Source organism: Flavobacterium muglaense, assembly GCF_014305155.1.
Classification (GTDB): Bacteria; Bacteroidota; Bacteroidia; order Flavobacteriales; family Flavobacteriaceae; genus Flavobacterium; species Flavobacterium muglaense.
Map to the genome: position 1 here is coordinate 1 of NZ_JACRUK010000032.1, position 16712 is coordinate 16712.

General features: G+C 36.0%; 8 protein-coding genes and 3 pseudogenes. All 11 read right to left on the reverse strand.

The window, feature by feature from the left end:
- Positions 1-197: 197 nt before the first annotated feature.
- The 11 genes and pseudogenes from H8R24_RS12295 to H8R24_RS12345 all read right to left on the reverse strand — a co-directional run bounded on the left by H8R24_RS12295 (position 198) and on the right by H8R24_RS12345 (position 16704).
- A complete protein-coding gene (locus H8R24_RS12295) occupies positions 198-1640 on the reverse strand; it encodes a rubredoxin (RefSeq protein WP_187020804.1) in 1443 nt (480 codons plus the stop codon).
- A 140-nt stretch (positions 1641-1780) separates the two neighbouring features.
- Positions 1781-5293: pseudogene (locus H8R24_RS12300) on the reverse strand (molybdopterin-dependent oxidoreductase).
- 362 nt (positions 5294-5655) lie between these two features.
- Complete coding sequence (locus H8R24_RS12305; protein ID WP_187020802.1) at positions 5656-6477, reverse strand: ABC transporter ATP-binding protein; 822 nt, start codon at positions 6475-6477, stop codon at positions 5656-5658.
- Between the two features lie 30 nt (positions 6478-6507).
- A pseudogene (locus H8R24_RS12310) lies at positions 6508-7347 on the reverse strand (ABC transporter ATP-binding protein).
- A 63-nt stretch (positions 7348-7410) separates the two neighbouring features.
- Positions 7411-8499, reverse strand: a complete 1089-nt coding sequence (locus H8R24_RS12315) for an ABC transporter permease (protein WP_187020800.1) — start codon at positions 8497-8499, stop codon at positions 7411-7413.
- Between the two features lie 157 nt (positions 8500-8656).
- Positions 8657-10036: pseudogene (locus H8R24_RS12320) on the reverse strand (CmpA/NrtA family ABC transporter substrate-binding protein).
- A gap of 26 nt (positions 10037-10062) precedes the next feature.
- Positions 10063-11322: an alginate export family protein gene (locus H8R24_RS12325; protein ID WP_187020798.1), complete on the reverse strand. Its 1260-nt coding sequence runs from the start codon at positions 11320-11322 to the stop codon at positions 10063-10065.
- Between the two features lie 424 nt (positions 11323-11746).
- A complete protein-coding gene (locus H8R24_RS12330) occupies positions 11747-12445 on the reverse strand; it encodes a Crp/Fnr family transcriptional regulator (RefSeq protein WP_187020795.1) in 699 nt (232 codons plus the stop codon).
- Positions 12446-12506: 61 nt separating this feature from the next.
- Positions 12507-13988, reverse strand: a complete 1482-nt coding sequence (locus H8R24_RS12335) for an MFS transporter (RefSeq protein ID WP_187020793.1) — start codon at positions 13986-13988, stop codon at positions 12507-12509.
- A gap of 165 nt (positions 13989-14153) precedes the next feature.
- Positions 14154-14813 carry a response regulator gene (locus H8R24_RS12340; RefSeq protein ID WP_187020791.1) on the reverse strand — a complete coding sequence of 220 codons (660 nt, stop codon included), beginning with the start codon at positions 14811-14813 and terminating at the stop codon, positions 14154-14156.
- A 94-nt stretch (positions 14814-14907) separates the two neighbouring features.
- Entirely contained in the window at positions 14908-16704 is a 1797-nt protein-coding gene (locus tag H8R24_RS12345) for a sensor histidine kinase (RefSeq protein WP_187020789.1), read from the reverse strand.
- Positions 16705-16712: the final 8 nt, after the last annotated feature.

Here is a 16712-nt window from a genome sequence, read left to right on the forward strand (position 1 = left end):
GTTCTGTCTATTTTTTTCTTACCACATAGAAACATAGCCGTTATTGTCTTTAAAAAAGAGGTTGATAGGGCTTTACTATTCACATAGATTAGCTATGATTAAACAATGATTGTTCTATCTATTTCTTTTTTTCTATGCTTCTATGTGGTAAAAAAAAACTTTGTAATTCAGTTTTGATAAATCATTTATATTCCAAACTAAACAGCACCCAGTTTTTCAAGATGCAACGCAATGAATTTTGATTTTGGTGCTTCGCAAAGGGAGCAACAATAGTCCACAGGTAAACCCTTGAACAAAGTGCCTTTTTCAATGCCTTGTTCTCGATCTCCATAATCAGCATTGTAAACGGTTAAGCATTCCTGACATTGATGAATTTCGTGCGCTTTTAGTTCTTTTTTGACAGCGGTTGCAGCTTCAATTTCGGTAATTGGATTCCCTAATTCTTCAAAATATTTTTTACTTAATTCGATTAAAATAGTCGGCAATTCCAGTTTGTCCACATCCTGCGCATGCACGATGTATTCCCGTTTATTGGGATCAAAATTCTTGGCGTAAAGCACATTGTACGTATCTCTAATTTTTATAGAAGCCAAGTCTTTTGGTAATTCATTTTTCTCCACCACAATAGAGGTAAAGTAGTGACCGTCTCTGTTGTACTCTGCAATTCCAAAGGTTAGTCCGTAGGTGCTAATGTCAAATTGGTCTAGGGTGCGCACTAAAAACGTTTTTAAATTCAGCGCCCATTCCATTGCTACAGGTAAATGCCAGTTGAGTTCTAAAAGGGAGTGGCGAACATTGATTCCTTTTTGACCTAAGAATTTCTCCCAGTCTAGTTTTCGGTCTTTAGGGATTCCTTTTACAATAAATGATTTCCAGGGCGTGATGCATATTTTTCCTATTTTACAGTCAAAACACAACTCACACATTTCTTTCAAGAATTCTAAATCGTATAGATTATTTCTCCAATACAAACCCAACCAGTATTGATCGATTCCTAATCGGTTCATGCCTTCGTAATACGGAAACGGATAAAAAGGAACGTTCAATGGTTTATCAATTGTTCTGTTATTGGTGTCCAAAGCTTCGCTGACCAAACTAAAGATCATATCGATACCGTAGGCATCTTCGCTAACTACTTTTTCAATTTCGTAATAAATTTTTGAAATATCCCAACTGTAAATCAACACGGGATAGACTTCCATGCGCTCCCAATTGGGCAAACGAATGTACAAAAACCAATAATCCTCATGCTCTGAAGCAATGAAGTTAATATGTCCAGTAAACAACGGAACGAGTTGTTGTTTTGGGTCGGTGATATTGACTTTTAAAGCCGGTTGGTCTTTAAATTGTTCTAATATATACAGGAATTTGTTTCCGGTAAGCCAGTTGGTATTTCTAATAATATCTGTGGCAACGTAGGAAGAAACAATGTTATTGCCACTTTTTTCATCGGGAAAAATAACGTGGTGTTTTGTTGTTTCAGAGTTTTCTAGGTTGACAAACCCATTAGGAAAAATAATATCTTGTCGAGATCCAAAAGAAAAATCTTTCAGCCCTTGTTCCAATCCCATGTTTACAATATCACGCAATTCACCTGGTGAAATAACGCCTCCTTTTACTATTAATCTCGTTAGTTCCATAGTTTATAGTATTCAGTAATTAGTGTTCAGTGTTCAGTTATTGGGTAATCGGTTCGTCTTTATTGGATAATTTAAAGTGCTGGTTTGTAGTAGGCAGTTTTTAAATGAATACTAAAAAACGGAACACTGATTACTTCTTGTTATTTACATTTAGATAATATCTCTTTAACCTCGATTTTACAACTTCCACAGCCTAAACCAGCTCCGGTGCTTTTGCACAATTCGGTGAAATTAGCGGTTCCGCTTTTTATGGCTTCTTCAATATTTCCACTACCAACTTGACTGCAGGAACAAACGAGTTTTCCTAAAACTGGTTTAGCATTCGAGCTGCCTCGTAAAAGTGAATTCCTCTTGTCCGACAATTCGATTTTGCTTTCGATCATGCTCTTGAATTCGGCAAATTCATTTTTATCGCCCATCAAAATTGCACCAATTAGCAAGTCATCCTTAACGATACATTTTTTGTAATAACGCTGTTTCAAGTCGGCAAAAATAATTTCTTCGTAAGAATCATCATTTTCGGGAATTTCAATTTGACCAATGCTACAAAGGTTAATATCTTCTAGTTTTAAGATATTCATTAAAACCGAACCTTTGTAATAACTGCTAATGTCGCCGCCAAGGTAATTGGCCAATATATCCGCTTGCTCTTCTGCCGCTGAGGTTATCCCGAACAAATGGTTATTGAATTCGGCTATTTCTCCAATGGCAAAAACATCCGGATTAGAAGATTGCAAGTATTGATTTACTTTTACACCACGACCACAACTAATGCCAGCTTCTTTGGCAATTTCAATGTTAGGAATCGTTCCTATCGTGTACACAATGGCATTTGCGGTCAGGATACGTCCACTTTTTAAAGCGATTTCCAGTTCATTTGTATTATCAGTTTCAAATACGGTACTGACTTCATTATCAAAATAAATTTGAATGTCACGCAATTGTACCTCTTCGGCCAATAATTTACTTGAAACACGGTCCAACTGGCGTTCCATCAATCTTGAAGCCCTTTGAATAATAGTAATTTTTACTTTTTTATGCTTTAAGGCAGCAGCTAATTCTAAACCGAGCAATCCACCTCCTACAATGACAACATGTTGCTCTTGCGGACTCAAACCAGTGTTGTCTAAGTAGTTTTTAAGTCGGTCTGCATCTTCTTTTTTTCGAATGGTAAAGCGTCCTGGTAAATGCAATTGGGCATTTTCTGGGATAAAAGGGCGGCTACCTGTGGCCAAGATTAAGTTGTCAAAATTATGCTGGGAACCATCACTAGCAACCAAGGTTTTGGCGTTTGTATTGATCGAATCTATCCCTACGCCAGATTTCATTGTAATATTTAATTTGCCTAGAGCGTCGTCTTTTATTTTTAAAAGTTTGTCCCAAGACAGTTCGGCTGTTACATATTCGGGCAATAAAACGCGGTTGTAAAACGGATTTATTTCATTCGAAAAAACAATAATCTCATCGGTTGTATTGATTTCTCTATAATTCTGAATAAAGCGAAAAGCCGCCGCTCCAGCTCCAACAATGGCAATTTTTTGGAAAGGTTTGCTGTATTTTGTAACTGATACAGTGGTGAATTTAAAATCAGGTTCTTTAGAAACTGGATCCACTACGGTATTGGTCAAGTTATTTGTTCGATTCAAATCGTTTTCTAACTGTTTCCCCCAATGCATGGGTAAGAAAACAACGGTTTCCTTGATGCTATCCGTCACCTTTGCTTTTACACGAACGGTTCCGTTTTTACTAGTTATTAAGGCGATATCACCGTTTTTAATACCTGTTTTAAACGCGTCAATAGGATTAATTTATAATAATGGGCTCGGGCTATGGGTCATCAATCGAGACACTTTTCCAGTTTTAGTCATGGTGTGCCATTGATCTCTCACGCGCCCCGTAGTAAGGATAAACGGATATTGATCTGTAGGTTGTTCTGAAGTGTTTTCAATAGCGGTTGGCAGGTTGAAAATTGCCTTTTGCGAAGGCGTATAAAACTTTTTATCCGTAAATAAACGAGGGGTTCCGGGATGTCCATAATCGGGAACAGGCCATTGAAAAGTCCCTTCGTTTTTTAGTCTTGTATAATTTAAAAAGGAAATGTCAATTGAGGTATTTTTAGTCATTTGACAGTATTCCTTGTAGACTTCTTCGGTAGTATTGAAATTGAAACCAGTAAAATTCATTTTTTTAGCAAAACGAATCAAGATCTCTACGTCAGATAGTGCTTCTCCTGGTGGGTTAATTCCTTTGGGTAAATAGGAAATACGACGTTCGGAGTTGGTCATTGTACCTTCTTTCTCTAACCAACCCGCAGCGGGCAAGAGTAAGTCAGCATGCTTAGCCGTATCTGCATTATGTGATATTTCTTGTACCACTACAAATTTGGCTTTCGCCAAAGCTTTTTCGACTCTTCTAGAATCAGGCAAACTCACTAATGGATTGGTACAAATGACCCAAATGGCTTTCATTTTTCCAGATTCTAAAGCGTCAAACATTTCGGTTGCTGTCAATCCTGGATTTGGAGAAATAGCATCTACTCCCCAAAAATCAGCTACTTCCTGACGGTGAATTGGGTTGCCTAAATCTTTATGAACCGCGAGTAAATTCGCCATTCCACCCACTTCACGACCGCCCATAGCATTGGGCTGACCCGTTAATGAAAAAGGACCGGAACCGGGTTTCCCCACATGGCCTGTTAATAAGGAAATGTTGAGCAATGCGGTATTTTTATCCACCCCAATGGCACTTTGATTAAGCCCCATGGCCCAAAGTGATAGGAAACCTTCGGCCTTACCAATTAAATCGGCAGCTAATTTGATATCACTAACAGAAATGCCACATAGTTTGGATGCTTTTTCTAATGAAGTACTTAGAACAAGTTCTTTATAAGCAAGGTAGTTTTCGGTATTTTTTTTCACAAAATCACTATCCGAATACCCTCTTTCGATAATGCATTTGGCTAAAGCATGGTACAATATAATATCAGAGCCCGGTATAATTTGAAGATGCAAGTCGGCTGTGGCTGCTGTGTCCGTGCGTCTTGGGTCAATTACAATGACCTTGACTTTAGGATTTTTTTCACGGTGTTGCTCTAATCGTCTAAATAGAATAGGGTGACACCAAGCCGGATTTGCTCCCGTGATCAGGAAAGTATCTGCTAGCTCAATATCATCATAGGCGATAGGAACCGAGTCTTCTCCAAAAGTTTTTTTATATCCCACCACGGCTGAGCTCATGCACAAGCGAGAGTTAGTATCGATATTATTGGTTTTTAAAAATCCTTTTACCAGTTTGTTTACTAAGTAATATTCCTCGGTAAGGCATTGTCCTGAGACGTAAAACCCCACGCTATCTGGCCCGTATTTTTTTATAATTGACGAAAAAACGGCGGCAGCTCGATCCATTGCTGCGTCCCAACTAACCCTTTCCATGGGGTGGGATTTGCTCCAACGCATTTCTGGATACAAAATCCTATCCGAAGTGTCATTGGCTACATAATGCAAGTTCATCCCTTTAGAACAAAGCATTCCTCTATTTACAGGATGATTTTCATCACCGCGCACGGTTACGCCATTTTTGGAATCTTTTGTTACAATAATTCCGCAGCCTACACCACAATAGGAACACGTAGTTTTGATTTCTGGATTTTGCATTAGGTATGATCTTAGTTGTTTCTAAAATGAGAGTTAACTAGATTTTAGTTAATCACAGTTTAAAAAACACGTATTAATACGTAATAATACGTAATTCAGATTTGTTTTTAGTCAGTTTTATTGATTTGTAGAATCTGACGCTGTAAACTCAAAAATTATTGCAAAAGCTGGGGTTAAATTATAACATTGATAAATTCTATTCCTCTTTAATAGGGTATTTAACAGCTAAGCTGCTTTTTCAGGTTAAAAAAAATAAAACACAAATTACACGAATGTGCACCAAATAATTCGGGCTAATTCGTGCCATTCGTGTTAAAATATTTTAGTTTGCTAACTACATTTAAGTAGTAGCGATTTTATTTCTAATGTTCCAAGAAATTAATTAAATGTTCGCGATTATCATAATAAGTAGGATGTTCTAGAATGGATTTTCTGTTTCGCGGTCTTTCGTAATTAATGTCTAGTATATCGCCTATTTGCGCTCTTGGTCCAGAGGTCATCATAATGACACGATCTGCTAGGAAAATGGATTCATCAACATCGTGTGTAATCATGATTCCGGTGGTTTTTTCTTTGTCTAAAACTTCTAATAAAACGTCTTGTAATTCTCCTCTTGTTAAAGAATCTAGCATTCCAAAAGGTTCGTCAAGCAATAATATTTGTGGCTTTAAAGCCAATGCTCGTGCAATACCAACCCTTTGTTTCATTCCTTGCGAAAGGTCTTTGGCTTTTTTGTCAAAGGCGCCGTCAAGTCCCACTTTGCTTAGATAGTATTTACAAATGTCATCCCGTTGCTTTTTGGTAGCATGGGCAAAAACTTTTTCGACTCCCAATAATACATTTTCCAAAGCACTCATCCAAGGTAGTAAACTTGGAGATTGAAAGATAACTCCTCGATCTGGTCCAGGACCTGAAATTGGAGTTCCGTTTAATATGATTTGACCACCAGAAATGGGGTTTAATCCTGCGATCATCGAAAGTAAGGTTGTTTTTCCACAACCCGAATGACCAATAATGGATACAAATTCCCCTTCTTTAATTTTTAAATTTAGATTTTCTAAAACTACAAAATCACCTGTGGGCGTGGGATAAACTTTGGTTAGGTTGGATAACTCTAACATGTATTTTTCGAATCCCTGTGGGTCACGATCTATTTTTTCTTTGTCTAAAATGGCGTCTATCATGGTTTCTTTCTTTTTAGATTATAATGAATTTTAATTGAATTTAGTAGGTACTAAATCGGGTAATTCATAATTGCTAATAGGTATTCCAGCTGTTCGTTCTTGTCCAATTTCCATTAAATATTCGATAATTGAATTTCTTAATTTTTTAAAACTGTCCAAATGGTTTAGGGCAATTTTGTTTCGAGGGCGATCAATTTCAATTTCAAACTCGGGACCCAAAGTGGCTTTTGGACCAGGACGCAACGGAATGACTCTATCGGCCATAAATACACCTTCATCAACATCATTGGTAATCAATAAAGCGGTGCGCTTGTCTTCGCTCCAGATCGATAGGATTTCTTCTTGTAAATTTCCTCTTGTCAAAGCATCCAATGCGCCCAAAGGCTCGTCCATCAAAATCAATTCGGGTTTCATTGCTAGTGTTCTCGCTACAGCCACACGTTGACGCATTCCTCCTGAGAGTTCTTTTGGTTTTTTGTGCGCTGCATGCGCAAGATTTACTTTTTTGATAAAACCATTTACTTGTTCTTCTACTTGTTTTGTGGTCCAATCTTTAAAAGCTGCTTTTACCGCCATGGCAATATTGTCATAAACGCTAAGCCACGGAAGCAAAGAATAATTTTGAAAGATGATGCCACGTTCATGACTGGTGCCTTGAATGGGTTTTCCTTTGAATAAAATTTCTCCCGAATCGGGTTCAATTAATCACGCAATTAGATTGACTAAGGTGGTTTTTCCGCTACCTGTAAAACCTACAATCGCAACAAATTCTCCTTCTTCTATTTTTAAGTTGATGTTGGATAATACTTCGGTTTTGTTTTTGCCTTCACCGTAGGATTTACAAACATTTATGAGTTCTAAATAGGCCATGATTTTTTTTTGTTTAAAGTTTAAAAGTTAAAAGTTTCTAACAAGAGCTCTCTACTACGAATTTTAATCAGTAAACGTTAGTAATTTTTGAAAAATCATCATGACGCGATCCAGCATAAATCCGATGATACCAATTACAAACATGGCTACAATAATTTTCGAATTAGAATCGCTAGAGCCATTTTGGAATTCTTCCCATACAAATGAACCCAAACCAGGGCTTTGCGCCAATAATTCAATTGCGATCAATACCATCCAAGCTACAGAAAGTGTAATACGCAATCCAGTGAAAATCATCGGGAAACAGGAGGGAAGGATGATTTTGAAAACTTTGCTAAAAGTTCCCAATTGCAACACTTTGGCCACGTTAATGTAATCTTTATCTACTGACGAAACTCCTACGCTGGTGTTAACAAGTGTTGCCCACATAGAGCATAAACCAACACTGATAAAGGAGATGACAAATGATTTCTCGACATCAACATTGGTTAAAACTGTTTTTACAATCATAGAAACTAATAGTAACCAAACTACTGGTGATACAGGTTTGAATATTTGAACAATCCAGTTGAAGGATGTTCGTAGAGTAGTACTCAATCCTAATAAAATTCCTGTGGGAACGGCTATAATAATCGAGAGCAGGAAACCTGCAAAAACGGTTTTTAAACTCGTTACGATTTGATCTACAAATGATGGTCGGCCTGTATACACAATTTTTATTTGCCCTTTGGCTTCTCGTTCTGCATTTATAGATTCGTATTTGTCTATAAATTCTTGTTTTTTGGCAGCCATTATTTTATGATCGTCCCATAACTTTCCTACAGCCGATAATACCATAGCAGGAGAAGGCAAGGAATTGGGTCTGCAACTGATGTCACCTGATGCAATACAAGCTTCTAGTTTTTTTGCCGCTTCAGGACCTTGATCTTTCAATGCTTTTTCAATTTTTATTTCGGATTCCACATTATTTAAATAACTAGAAAAAGAGTGCCATAATAAGATAAATAATACCACTGATAAAAGAGGAAATAGGATTCTTTTAAATGCTTCCTTTCCATTTTTTTTCAAATCTTCTCCAGTCAATAATCTAATGAGTGGTTCTAAGTAACCCAGTCCAATAAATTGTACCGCTTTTATTATTTTAGTCTTCATGTTTCTAGTTTTATATATTTAAAATTGGTTGGAAGGAGTGCAAATTGATTGCTATTAAAAACTCATTTTTCCATTGTAACAAACCATTCTAATTGTAGTTTTTTAATAAAAAGTTGAGGATGCAACTACAACATCCCCAACTACATTATGCTATGATTTAGTTTTTATTTCCTATTTTCATACTTTTAATATATTCTAATGGTTGTTTACCATCGTATTTTACACCATCAATAAAGTCGGCCGTTGCTGGTTTGTAACCATCTGTAGTAGGAATATCTGCTTGGTCTAAGTTTCCTTCTTTTACTAATAGTTCCGCTGCTTTTGTCCAAATTTCTGGTTTGTACACTTCTTTGATTTTTGATGCATACCATTCTGCTGGTTTTGATTCGGTGATTTGTCCCCAACGTCTCATTTGCGTCATAAACCAAATTCCGTCTGAATAGTATGGATACGTAGCATTGTCTTTAAAGAATACGTTAAAGTCAGCAGCGTCACGTTTGTCTCCTTTTTCATATTCAAAGGTTCCTGTCATCGAGTTTTTCAATACATTTTCATCGGCACCTACATACGCTGGACTTGATAAAATTTTAACGGCTTCTAATCTATTTTTCGGATCATCCAACCATTTTCCTGCTCTAATCAGGGCTTTAGTAATTGCGATTGCCGTATTGGGGTTTTTATTGATAAAAGCTTACGTCATTACAAATACTTTTTCGGGGTGGTTTTTCCAAATATCACGACTGGTAATTACAGGAACTCCAATTCCCTTGCTTACTGCCTGCTGGTTCCACGGTTCTCCTACGCAGTATCCGTTGATAGTACCTGCTTCAAGCGTAGCCGGCATCTGTGGTGGTGCTGTTACTGATAATAATACATCGGCATTGATCATCCCTTGTGCATTGTCTTTGGTATATTGTCCAGGGTTAATTCCTCCTGCGGCCAACCAATATCTCAATTGGTAATTGTGTGTTGATACCGGGAAGACCATCCCCATTTTAAATGGTTTGTTGGCATTTTTGTATTCCTTTATAACAGGAAGTAAAGCACTAGCACTAATAGGATGTACTGGTTTTCCATCTTTCATAGGTAATCCTGGTTTCATTTTTGACCACACATCATTAGAAACAGTGATGGCATTTCCGTTTAAATCCATCGAGAAAGTGGTCACTAATTTGGCTTGTCTTCCAAAACCTACAGCTGCAGCAATAGGCTGTCCTGCCAGCATGTGGGATCCGTCAATTTGTTCATCAATCACACGGTCTAATACATTTTTCCAGTTGGATTGTGCTTCAAGAGTGACAAATAAACCTTCGTCTTCAAAGAAGCCTTTTTCTTTGGCTATAGCCAAAGGAGCCATATCGGTCAATTTTATAAATCCTAAAGTCACTTGTGGTTTTTCTAAAACCAACTGCTCTGTTTTTGATGTTGAGCTCGTTTCAGCGCCAGTTGTAGCTTCTTTTTTATCGTCCTTTTTACAGCTTATCACACTTAATGAGGTAATAGCGAGTACTGATAATCTAAACACTAATTTTTTCATGTTCTATTTTTTTAAGTTGTTGATTGTTATTTTTTTGTTGAAAATATTTGTGGGTTGATGTTGATCATTACCCAAGCCCAATTATTCGATTTGCTAGCATCACCTGTTTTTAAAGTTTCTAAAGTAGATGAACCAAACATTTGTGAATATCCTGCTACTAGCATAATGTCTTTATATACTTTGTATCCTGCTGTTACATCTACTTCTGTTCCTAAGTAAGAATCTTGTTCTACCCCTGCAGCCAAGACTTTATTTGGAGCATAGAATACATGAGGAGTCAAGGAGAATTTTACTTTTTTGATTCCGAAATCGAGTTTCAAATAAGCATCTTGTAAACCAACGCTGTTTTTGTGATTCCCTACGTAGAAATAATCCATGAATCCATTAAAGGCGTGATTGGTTCCAAATAGTGGTGTAAATGATTTAATTTTGGTGTCGGTATCGTTTTGGTCTTTTCCAGAAAGGAACTCGTATCCTAGTGTGGCTTTGAATTTATCAGAAACGGTATATCCTAAGTTTCCCCCTGCGTTCATAGCACCCAAATCGATTCCGCTACTTTTTCCTGATTGTCCGTATAATCCGAAATCAAAGTCCCATTTTTTACCTTTATAGGTCAAATAAGTTCCGTAAGTTTGAATGTAATCTGTTTGTAAATCGATTGGTGTTTTTAAATATTGGTAGCCAGCATTCAAGAATAAGAAGCTTGCATTAAGTTTTTCAATGTTAGTATGATACCAAGCATATTGCATGTTTTTATAATTGGTTGTGTATGCTGTTGTTGGTTCTAGTAGGTTCTCGGCATTGGCATTATGTGCAAATCCTAAGTCCAATTGGTTTTTGGCCGTTTTATAAGTGATTAAAGCGGCATCATGACTTTGTCCTTGCTGGATCCAGTCAATTCCACCCATGATGCGTTGGTTATCATACGATAAGGATTGACGACCAAGACGGGCACTCCATTTGTCATCAAAACTATATTCTGCATACGCTTCAAAAACTGCAATACCATTTTTATCAGCAGTAGTTGTTGTAGCGACGTCTCCCCAAGTGCGTACATTTTGTAAGGCCAATTTCAATTTTAATTTATCTTGTTTGAAATTTAAATTCAATCGAGAACGTTGCGATATAAATGAAGTAGGGCTGTCTCCTGTTTTTAATAAGCTTTTAAATCCGTTTCTATATTCGTATCGAGGTCTAATTTGTATGTTGGCATCAAAATCTTGTGCATAAGTAGCGGTACTTATAACTCCCATAAAAGAAAGGCAGATTGTTTTTAGTAACTTCATAATAAAAGGTTTTTAATTGATATTTGATTTCTTTCGAATTATTTACTTAGTAAATGTACGTACGTAGTTTTACTTATAAAACACGATTTACGCACTGTATTTTAGCTTTTTAAGCTTCTATTAGTTTGGTGTTTCGCCTTTTAAAATAGGTGTAAATACAGGTTATTTGATTAACGCATTGTTTTTTAGTGTGTTGTATAATTACGTATGGATTAAAATGAATAAAAACACACGTATTAGCATACGTAAATCTGGTTTTTTTGCATAAAAAAAGAGGCAGTCTTTATTGTGAGACTACCTCTGTATTTTGAGGAGATAAATGATATTATAAAAAATTCCAAAACTACTTTTAGTTGGGTAAGAAATAAAAAAGTAGGCTATTGAGTTTTTAATTCAGTAAGACCTGGTTTCTTAAATTTTGAAATTAACGGTGTTCTATAACTTCTTGTTTCATTTTTTCAACTTGAAGGAGGCTTATTTTCTTGCCTACAATTTTTATAAGTCCTTCTTTTTTTAAGCTAGAAAAAATGCGAGTTACTTGTTCATCAGTAGTTCCTGCAAAATCGGCAATTTCCTTTCGGGACAGGTTTATATCAATTAGATTATTTATTTGACCGAATTTTTTCAAAAGGTATAATAGTGTGTCGATAACGCGTTCTCTCACGTTCATTTGAGCAATTTTTTTGACATTATTTTCACTTTTATTGAGTTCTTCGGCATAAAAGAGCATCATGTCATAGGTGAATTCGGGGATGTTTTTAAGAATGTCTTCCATGACTTGGCTATTAAAATTACACAAAACCGTGTCTTCAAGTGCCGAAGCTCCTATTAAGTACTTATTGCTTGTACCAAATCCTCGAAAACCTACGGTATCACCTTCTTGTGTTAGTCTAACAATATGTTCTTTTCCATAAATTCCCGTTTTTAAAACCTTTACTTTTCCCTTATAGATAAAATACAATCCTTGCATGGGGGCTCCCTCTATCATAAATTGTTGTCCTTTTTTGCAACTGAAATTTGTTTTTTGCAGTAAATAATCTTGCATTTTTTCCAGATGGGAATGCTTTTTTATAAAACAGTTCGTGTTGATACAAATAGAGCAATCTGCGTTTATTTTTTTCATTTTTGTATCATTTTAAAGGGGGTGTTTCAGATTCTATTTATAACAATCAAAGGAGTTTGTTTTAGTTTTTTCTATCTATTTGTTTTGACATAGTTGGTTGTTTTTCGTTCATCATTTTAGTGATGGTAACATGCATCCAGATCAAACAGATTACAGAGAACAATAGAACAAATATCCAAGAACTTGACCATATTCCAGTAACAGTTAATAAGTAACTAAAGATAATAGGACCAAAGAAACCTCCCAGACCACCTAGTAAACCTACCATTCCACCTACAACACCTATTTCGTTCGGGAAATACTCAGGAATGTGTTTGTAAACTGCTGCTTTACCAATCCCCCAAGAAACACCTATCAAAATTACAAGAATAAGGTACACCCACATGTTTGCATCAAAGGTGATACGAGTTACTCCTTTGGCTAATAATTCTTTTTTGCTCACACTTTGATTTTGCGTTACAATTACTTTTTGCCAAGATGATTTTGTTGGAAAGATATTACCAGTTGTTGTCGCTTCTGGTTTAGAGTCGATTGGGAAATCTTTGTTGTCAATTCGCACATTCGTAGGACTTACTTGTGTTACGATCCCGGTTTTTCCCGCCATAACTCCTGGACCTGCTGTTTTAATTTCCATTTTTGGGATCATCAATAAAGCACTTAATACTACAGAAGAGCTTAATACCCAATACATGACTTTTCGAGCACCAAATTTATCTGATAAATAACCACCAAATGCTCTAATTACTCCAGATGGCAAACTGAACATGGTGGCAAACATGCCGCCCATCACTAAGCTTGTTTGGTATACATTCATGAAATTAGGTAATAACCATTGTGAGTACGCTACAAAACAGCCAAAAACTAAGAAATAGTACGCTCCAAAACGCCAAACTCTAGCGCTTTTTAAAGTAGACAGCATTTGTGGTATTGTTTTGGTCGATTTTTCCATTTTTTTGTTTTTTGCAAAAACTAAAAATAAAATTCCAATAATTAATAAAGAGGCACCGTAGATAATTGGTAGTATTTTCCAACCGTTTTGTGGGTCTTCAACAGAAAAATGATTGAGTAATGAAGGGGCCATAAAAGTAGTAATAGCAGCACCTGCATTACCCATTCCAAAGATTCCTAATGCTCTTCCTTGCCATTCTTTTGGATAAAAAATTGAAGTATATCCAATTCCTACCGCAAAACTTGTTCCTACCATTCCAAAGAAGAAACTAAGTATGGCAAACATGAAGAAACTATTGGCCAAAGGCAATAAAAATAAAGGGATAGAACAAAGTAATAGTAAGGCCGAGAATACGTATTTACCACCAAATTTATCAGTAAGTATCCCGATGGGCAAACGCATAATCGAACCTGTAAGGATAGGAATTCCCAGTAGCCATCCTATTTGAACAACGCTCCAATTAAAAATACCTTTGTCAACTAAATAAGTGACTAATACACCGTTAAGTGTCCAGCAAGCAAAACAAACAGTGAAGGCCAGCGTGTTCAAAAATAACATGCGGTGCGATTGCAATAATGAAGTTGATTTTTCCATTGTACTTATATTTTTTATGTAAATATAAGTATAATAACGTATTTTGAACACTAAAAATAAGTATAAATACGTACTTTATTAAAGTTTTTAGACATTTATGTTTAAAACTCGTTTTATTATTAATTTGCTAAAAAAGAGTATTCCTTTTTAGTTTATCCGCGGCTATTATATTAAAGCATATTCAGTTGCTTTATTCGCAAGTTCAATTAAGTTCTTGACTTGTAGTTTTTTCATTAGGTTAAAACGGTGTACCTCGGCTGTTCGTTTACTGATTTCTAAGGCTTCGGCAATTTCTTTGTTTCCTTTACCTGAAAGTAGTAAGCTAAGGATTTCTTTTTCTCTTTTTGTGATAACAATATTTTCTGCCAAGACTCTTTTGGGTTCATCAACAACGGCTGCCGTTGTAAGTTGGTTGATCAATATCGATGAAATGTCTCCACTAAAGTATTTTCCACCATTAGCAACCGTGTGCAACGCTTTTAAAAACTCTTCTTTGCTAGAACCTTTCAATAAGTAACCATCGGCGCCTGCTTTTATCGATTTTAAAACATACTCTTCTGATTCGTGCATGGAGAGCATCACAATTTTTACGTTATTATTTTGACTACGTAGTTTTTCAACCACTTCAATTCCGGTCATATTAGGCATTCTAATGTCTAGAATAAGCAGGTCGGGTTTTGTACTTGCAACAATTTCCATTGCTTCAAGACCGTCAGTTGCCTCAGCAACGACTGCTATGTTTTTTTCGTTTTCTAACAAAGATTTGATTCCATCTCTTACAAAAACATGGTCATCGGCTAGAACTACTTTAATAGAATGCATCATAATTTACTTATTTTAAAAACGAAGGGTTACGTATAATTAACTAATGTAAGTTGCTAATATACGTATTTATTGAAAAGTGGAAAATAAATCTGTTTTAAATGGGAATATTAAACGTAATTCTTGTGCCTTCGTTAGGAATGGAGTTGATAAATACGCGGCCATTTATGTATTGTATTCTTTCTTTCATGAACAGCAAGCCCATTCCAGATTCGCTATTTCGTTTTTTCTCGACTTCTTTAATGTCAAATCCTTTGCCGTTATCGTCAATGATAATGCTTAAAATAGACTCACTATGCGATAATTGCAAAACGATGTCAGTGGAGTTGGCGTATTTTATGGCGTTGTTTATGGCTTCTTGGCTGAGCCTGTAAATATTGATTTCGATTAAAGAATCCAATCGTTTGTCAAACCCTGTTTTATTATAAAAGTGAATATTTTTCCCCGTCAGTTTTGATAATTCTTGTGTCAATTTTGAAAGTGAAGATACAATTCCGTGATCGCTTAATTCGGGAGGCATTAAATTAAAAGTAGCCGTTCGCACTCCTTTTATAATATCTAGTGACAACTTTTTTAGGTATTCAATTTTCTGTACTGATTTTTCTTTGTCATCAAGATCAATACTTTCTAAACTAAACTTTAAACCGGTAAGCATTTGTCCAATTCCATCATGAATTTCACGTGCAATTCGGTTTTGTTCATTTTCTTGGTTTTCAATGATTTTACTCGAAATTACCTTTTGTTGGTTGATTTTGCTATCAATATTTTCAGTGTTCAGTCGTTCCACTTCCTGTTGTGCTTTCTTGCGCTCCGTAATATCAAAACAAATCACTAATAATTCCGACTCGTCTTTCTTGATCGTTACGGGTATCATAGAGAGTTCCAGATAGATGGATTCGTCATTTCGATTGGTAATGTTTATTTCGCCCTGCCATCCTGTGCGTTGCTTTTCAGTAAAGATTCGCTCTAGTATAAGTTGCTCTTTGTCAACGGGAGTCAGTGCTTCTGAAAAGGTTTTCTCGGTTAAAAAAGGATTGTACTGTAATAATTTGGCAAACTTTTCGCCCATGTGTATAATGTTACCACTTGGAGCCACACGGCAGTAGAGTAGGGTGTTCTCCATTGCATAATTGAGAGATTTAAGTTCTTTGACTGAGTTCTCTTTTATTTCACTCAACAATTCGGTGTCTTGCGCTAGTTTGATTGCCTTTTTTTCAGAATCAAAAAGTTGACCAATGAGCTCTTCAATTCTTTGATTTGTAGGTTTAAAAATAAAGAGAAATTCAAGTAGCAAAACTAAAAGTGTAAATCCTAAAATAGCGTACTCTGTATTGCGCTGCAAGGTGACTTTTTGCAATGCTTCGGCCTCATATTGCCCTACTATTTTATTCATATTAGATAGAAACAATCCTTCATTATCCAGAATTGTTTGTACCGTCTGAGGTGTTTGTGAGTTGTTATTGTTTTCTAATAATAGAGTAGTAGCACTTACAATACTGTCAAAATTAGGTTGTATCGCTTTGAATAACTGGAGCAATTCGGGACTTTTATCTGTTGGGAAATGCAAGCTATCACTTCCTTTTTCTAAGGCAAAATGAGTGGATCGCCAGAGAGAAAAAGTTTCTTTAATTTTCGAAATTTCTTTTTTCCTTTTGATGTTATCAGTCACTAAGTTCAAGATTAAAACTTCTTTGACTAGTTTCTGACTTAACATGCGTTGTTTTCCAGATATATTGATCAGTCTGGAATCATTCAATTGACTGTTTAAGTTGTGCTGAATAAGTAATTGACTTAATAGTACCGTGATGGCAATGGTGATCAAAGCAAAAAGATACATTCGCTTTAATTTTATAAAATTCAAATTGGCAATCGACTGCTGGTACTTTTTTTTCATCTAAAAAT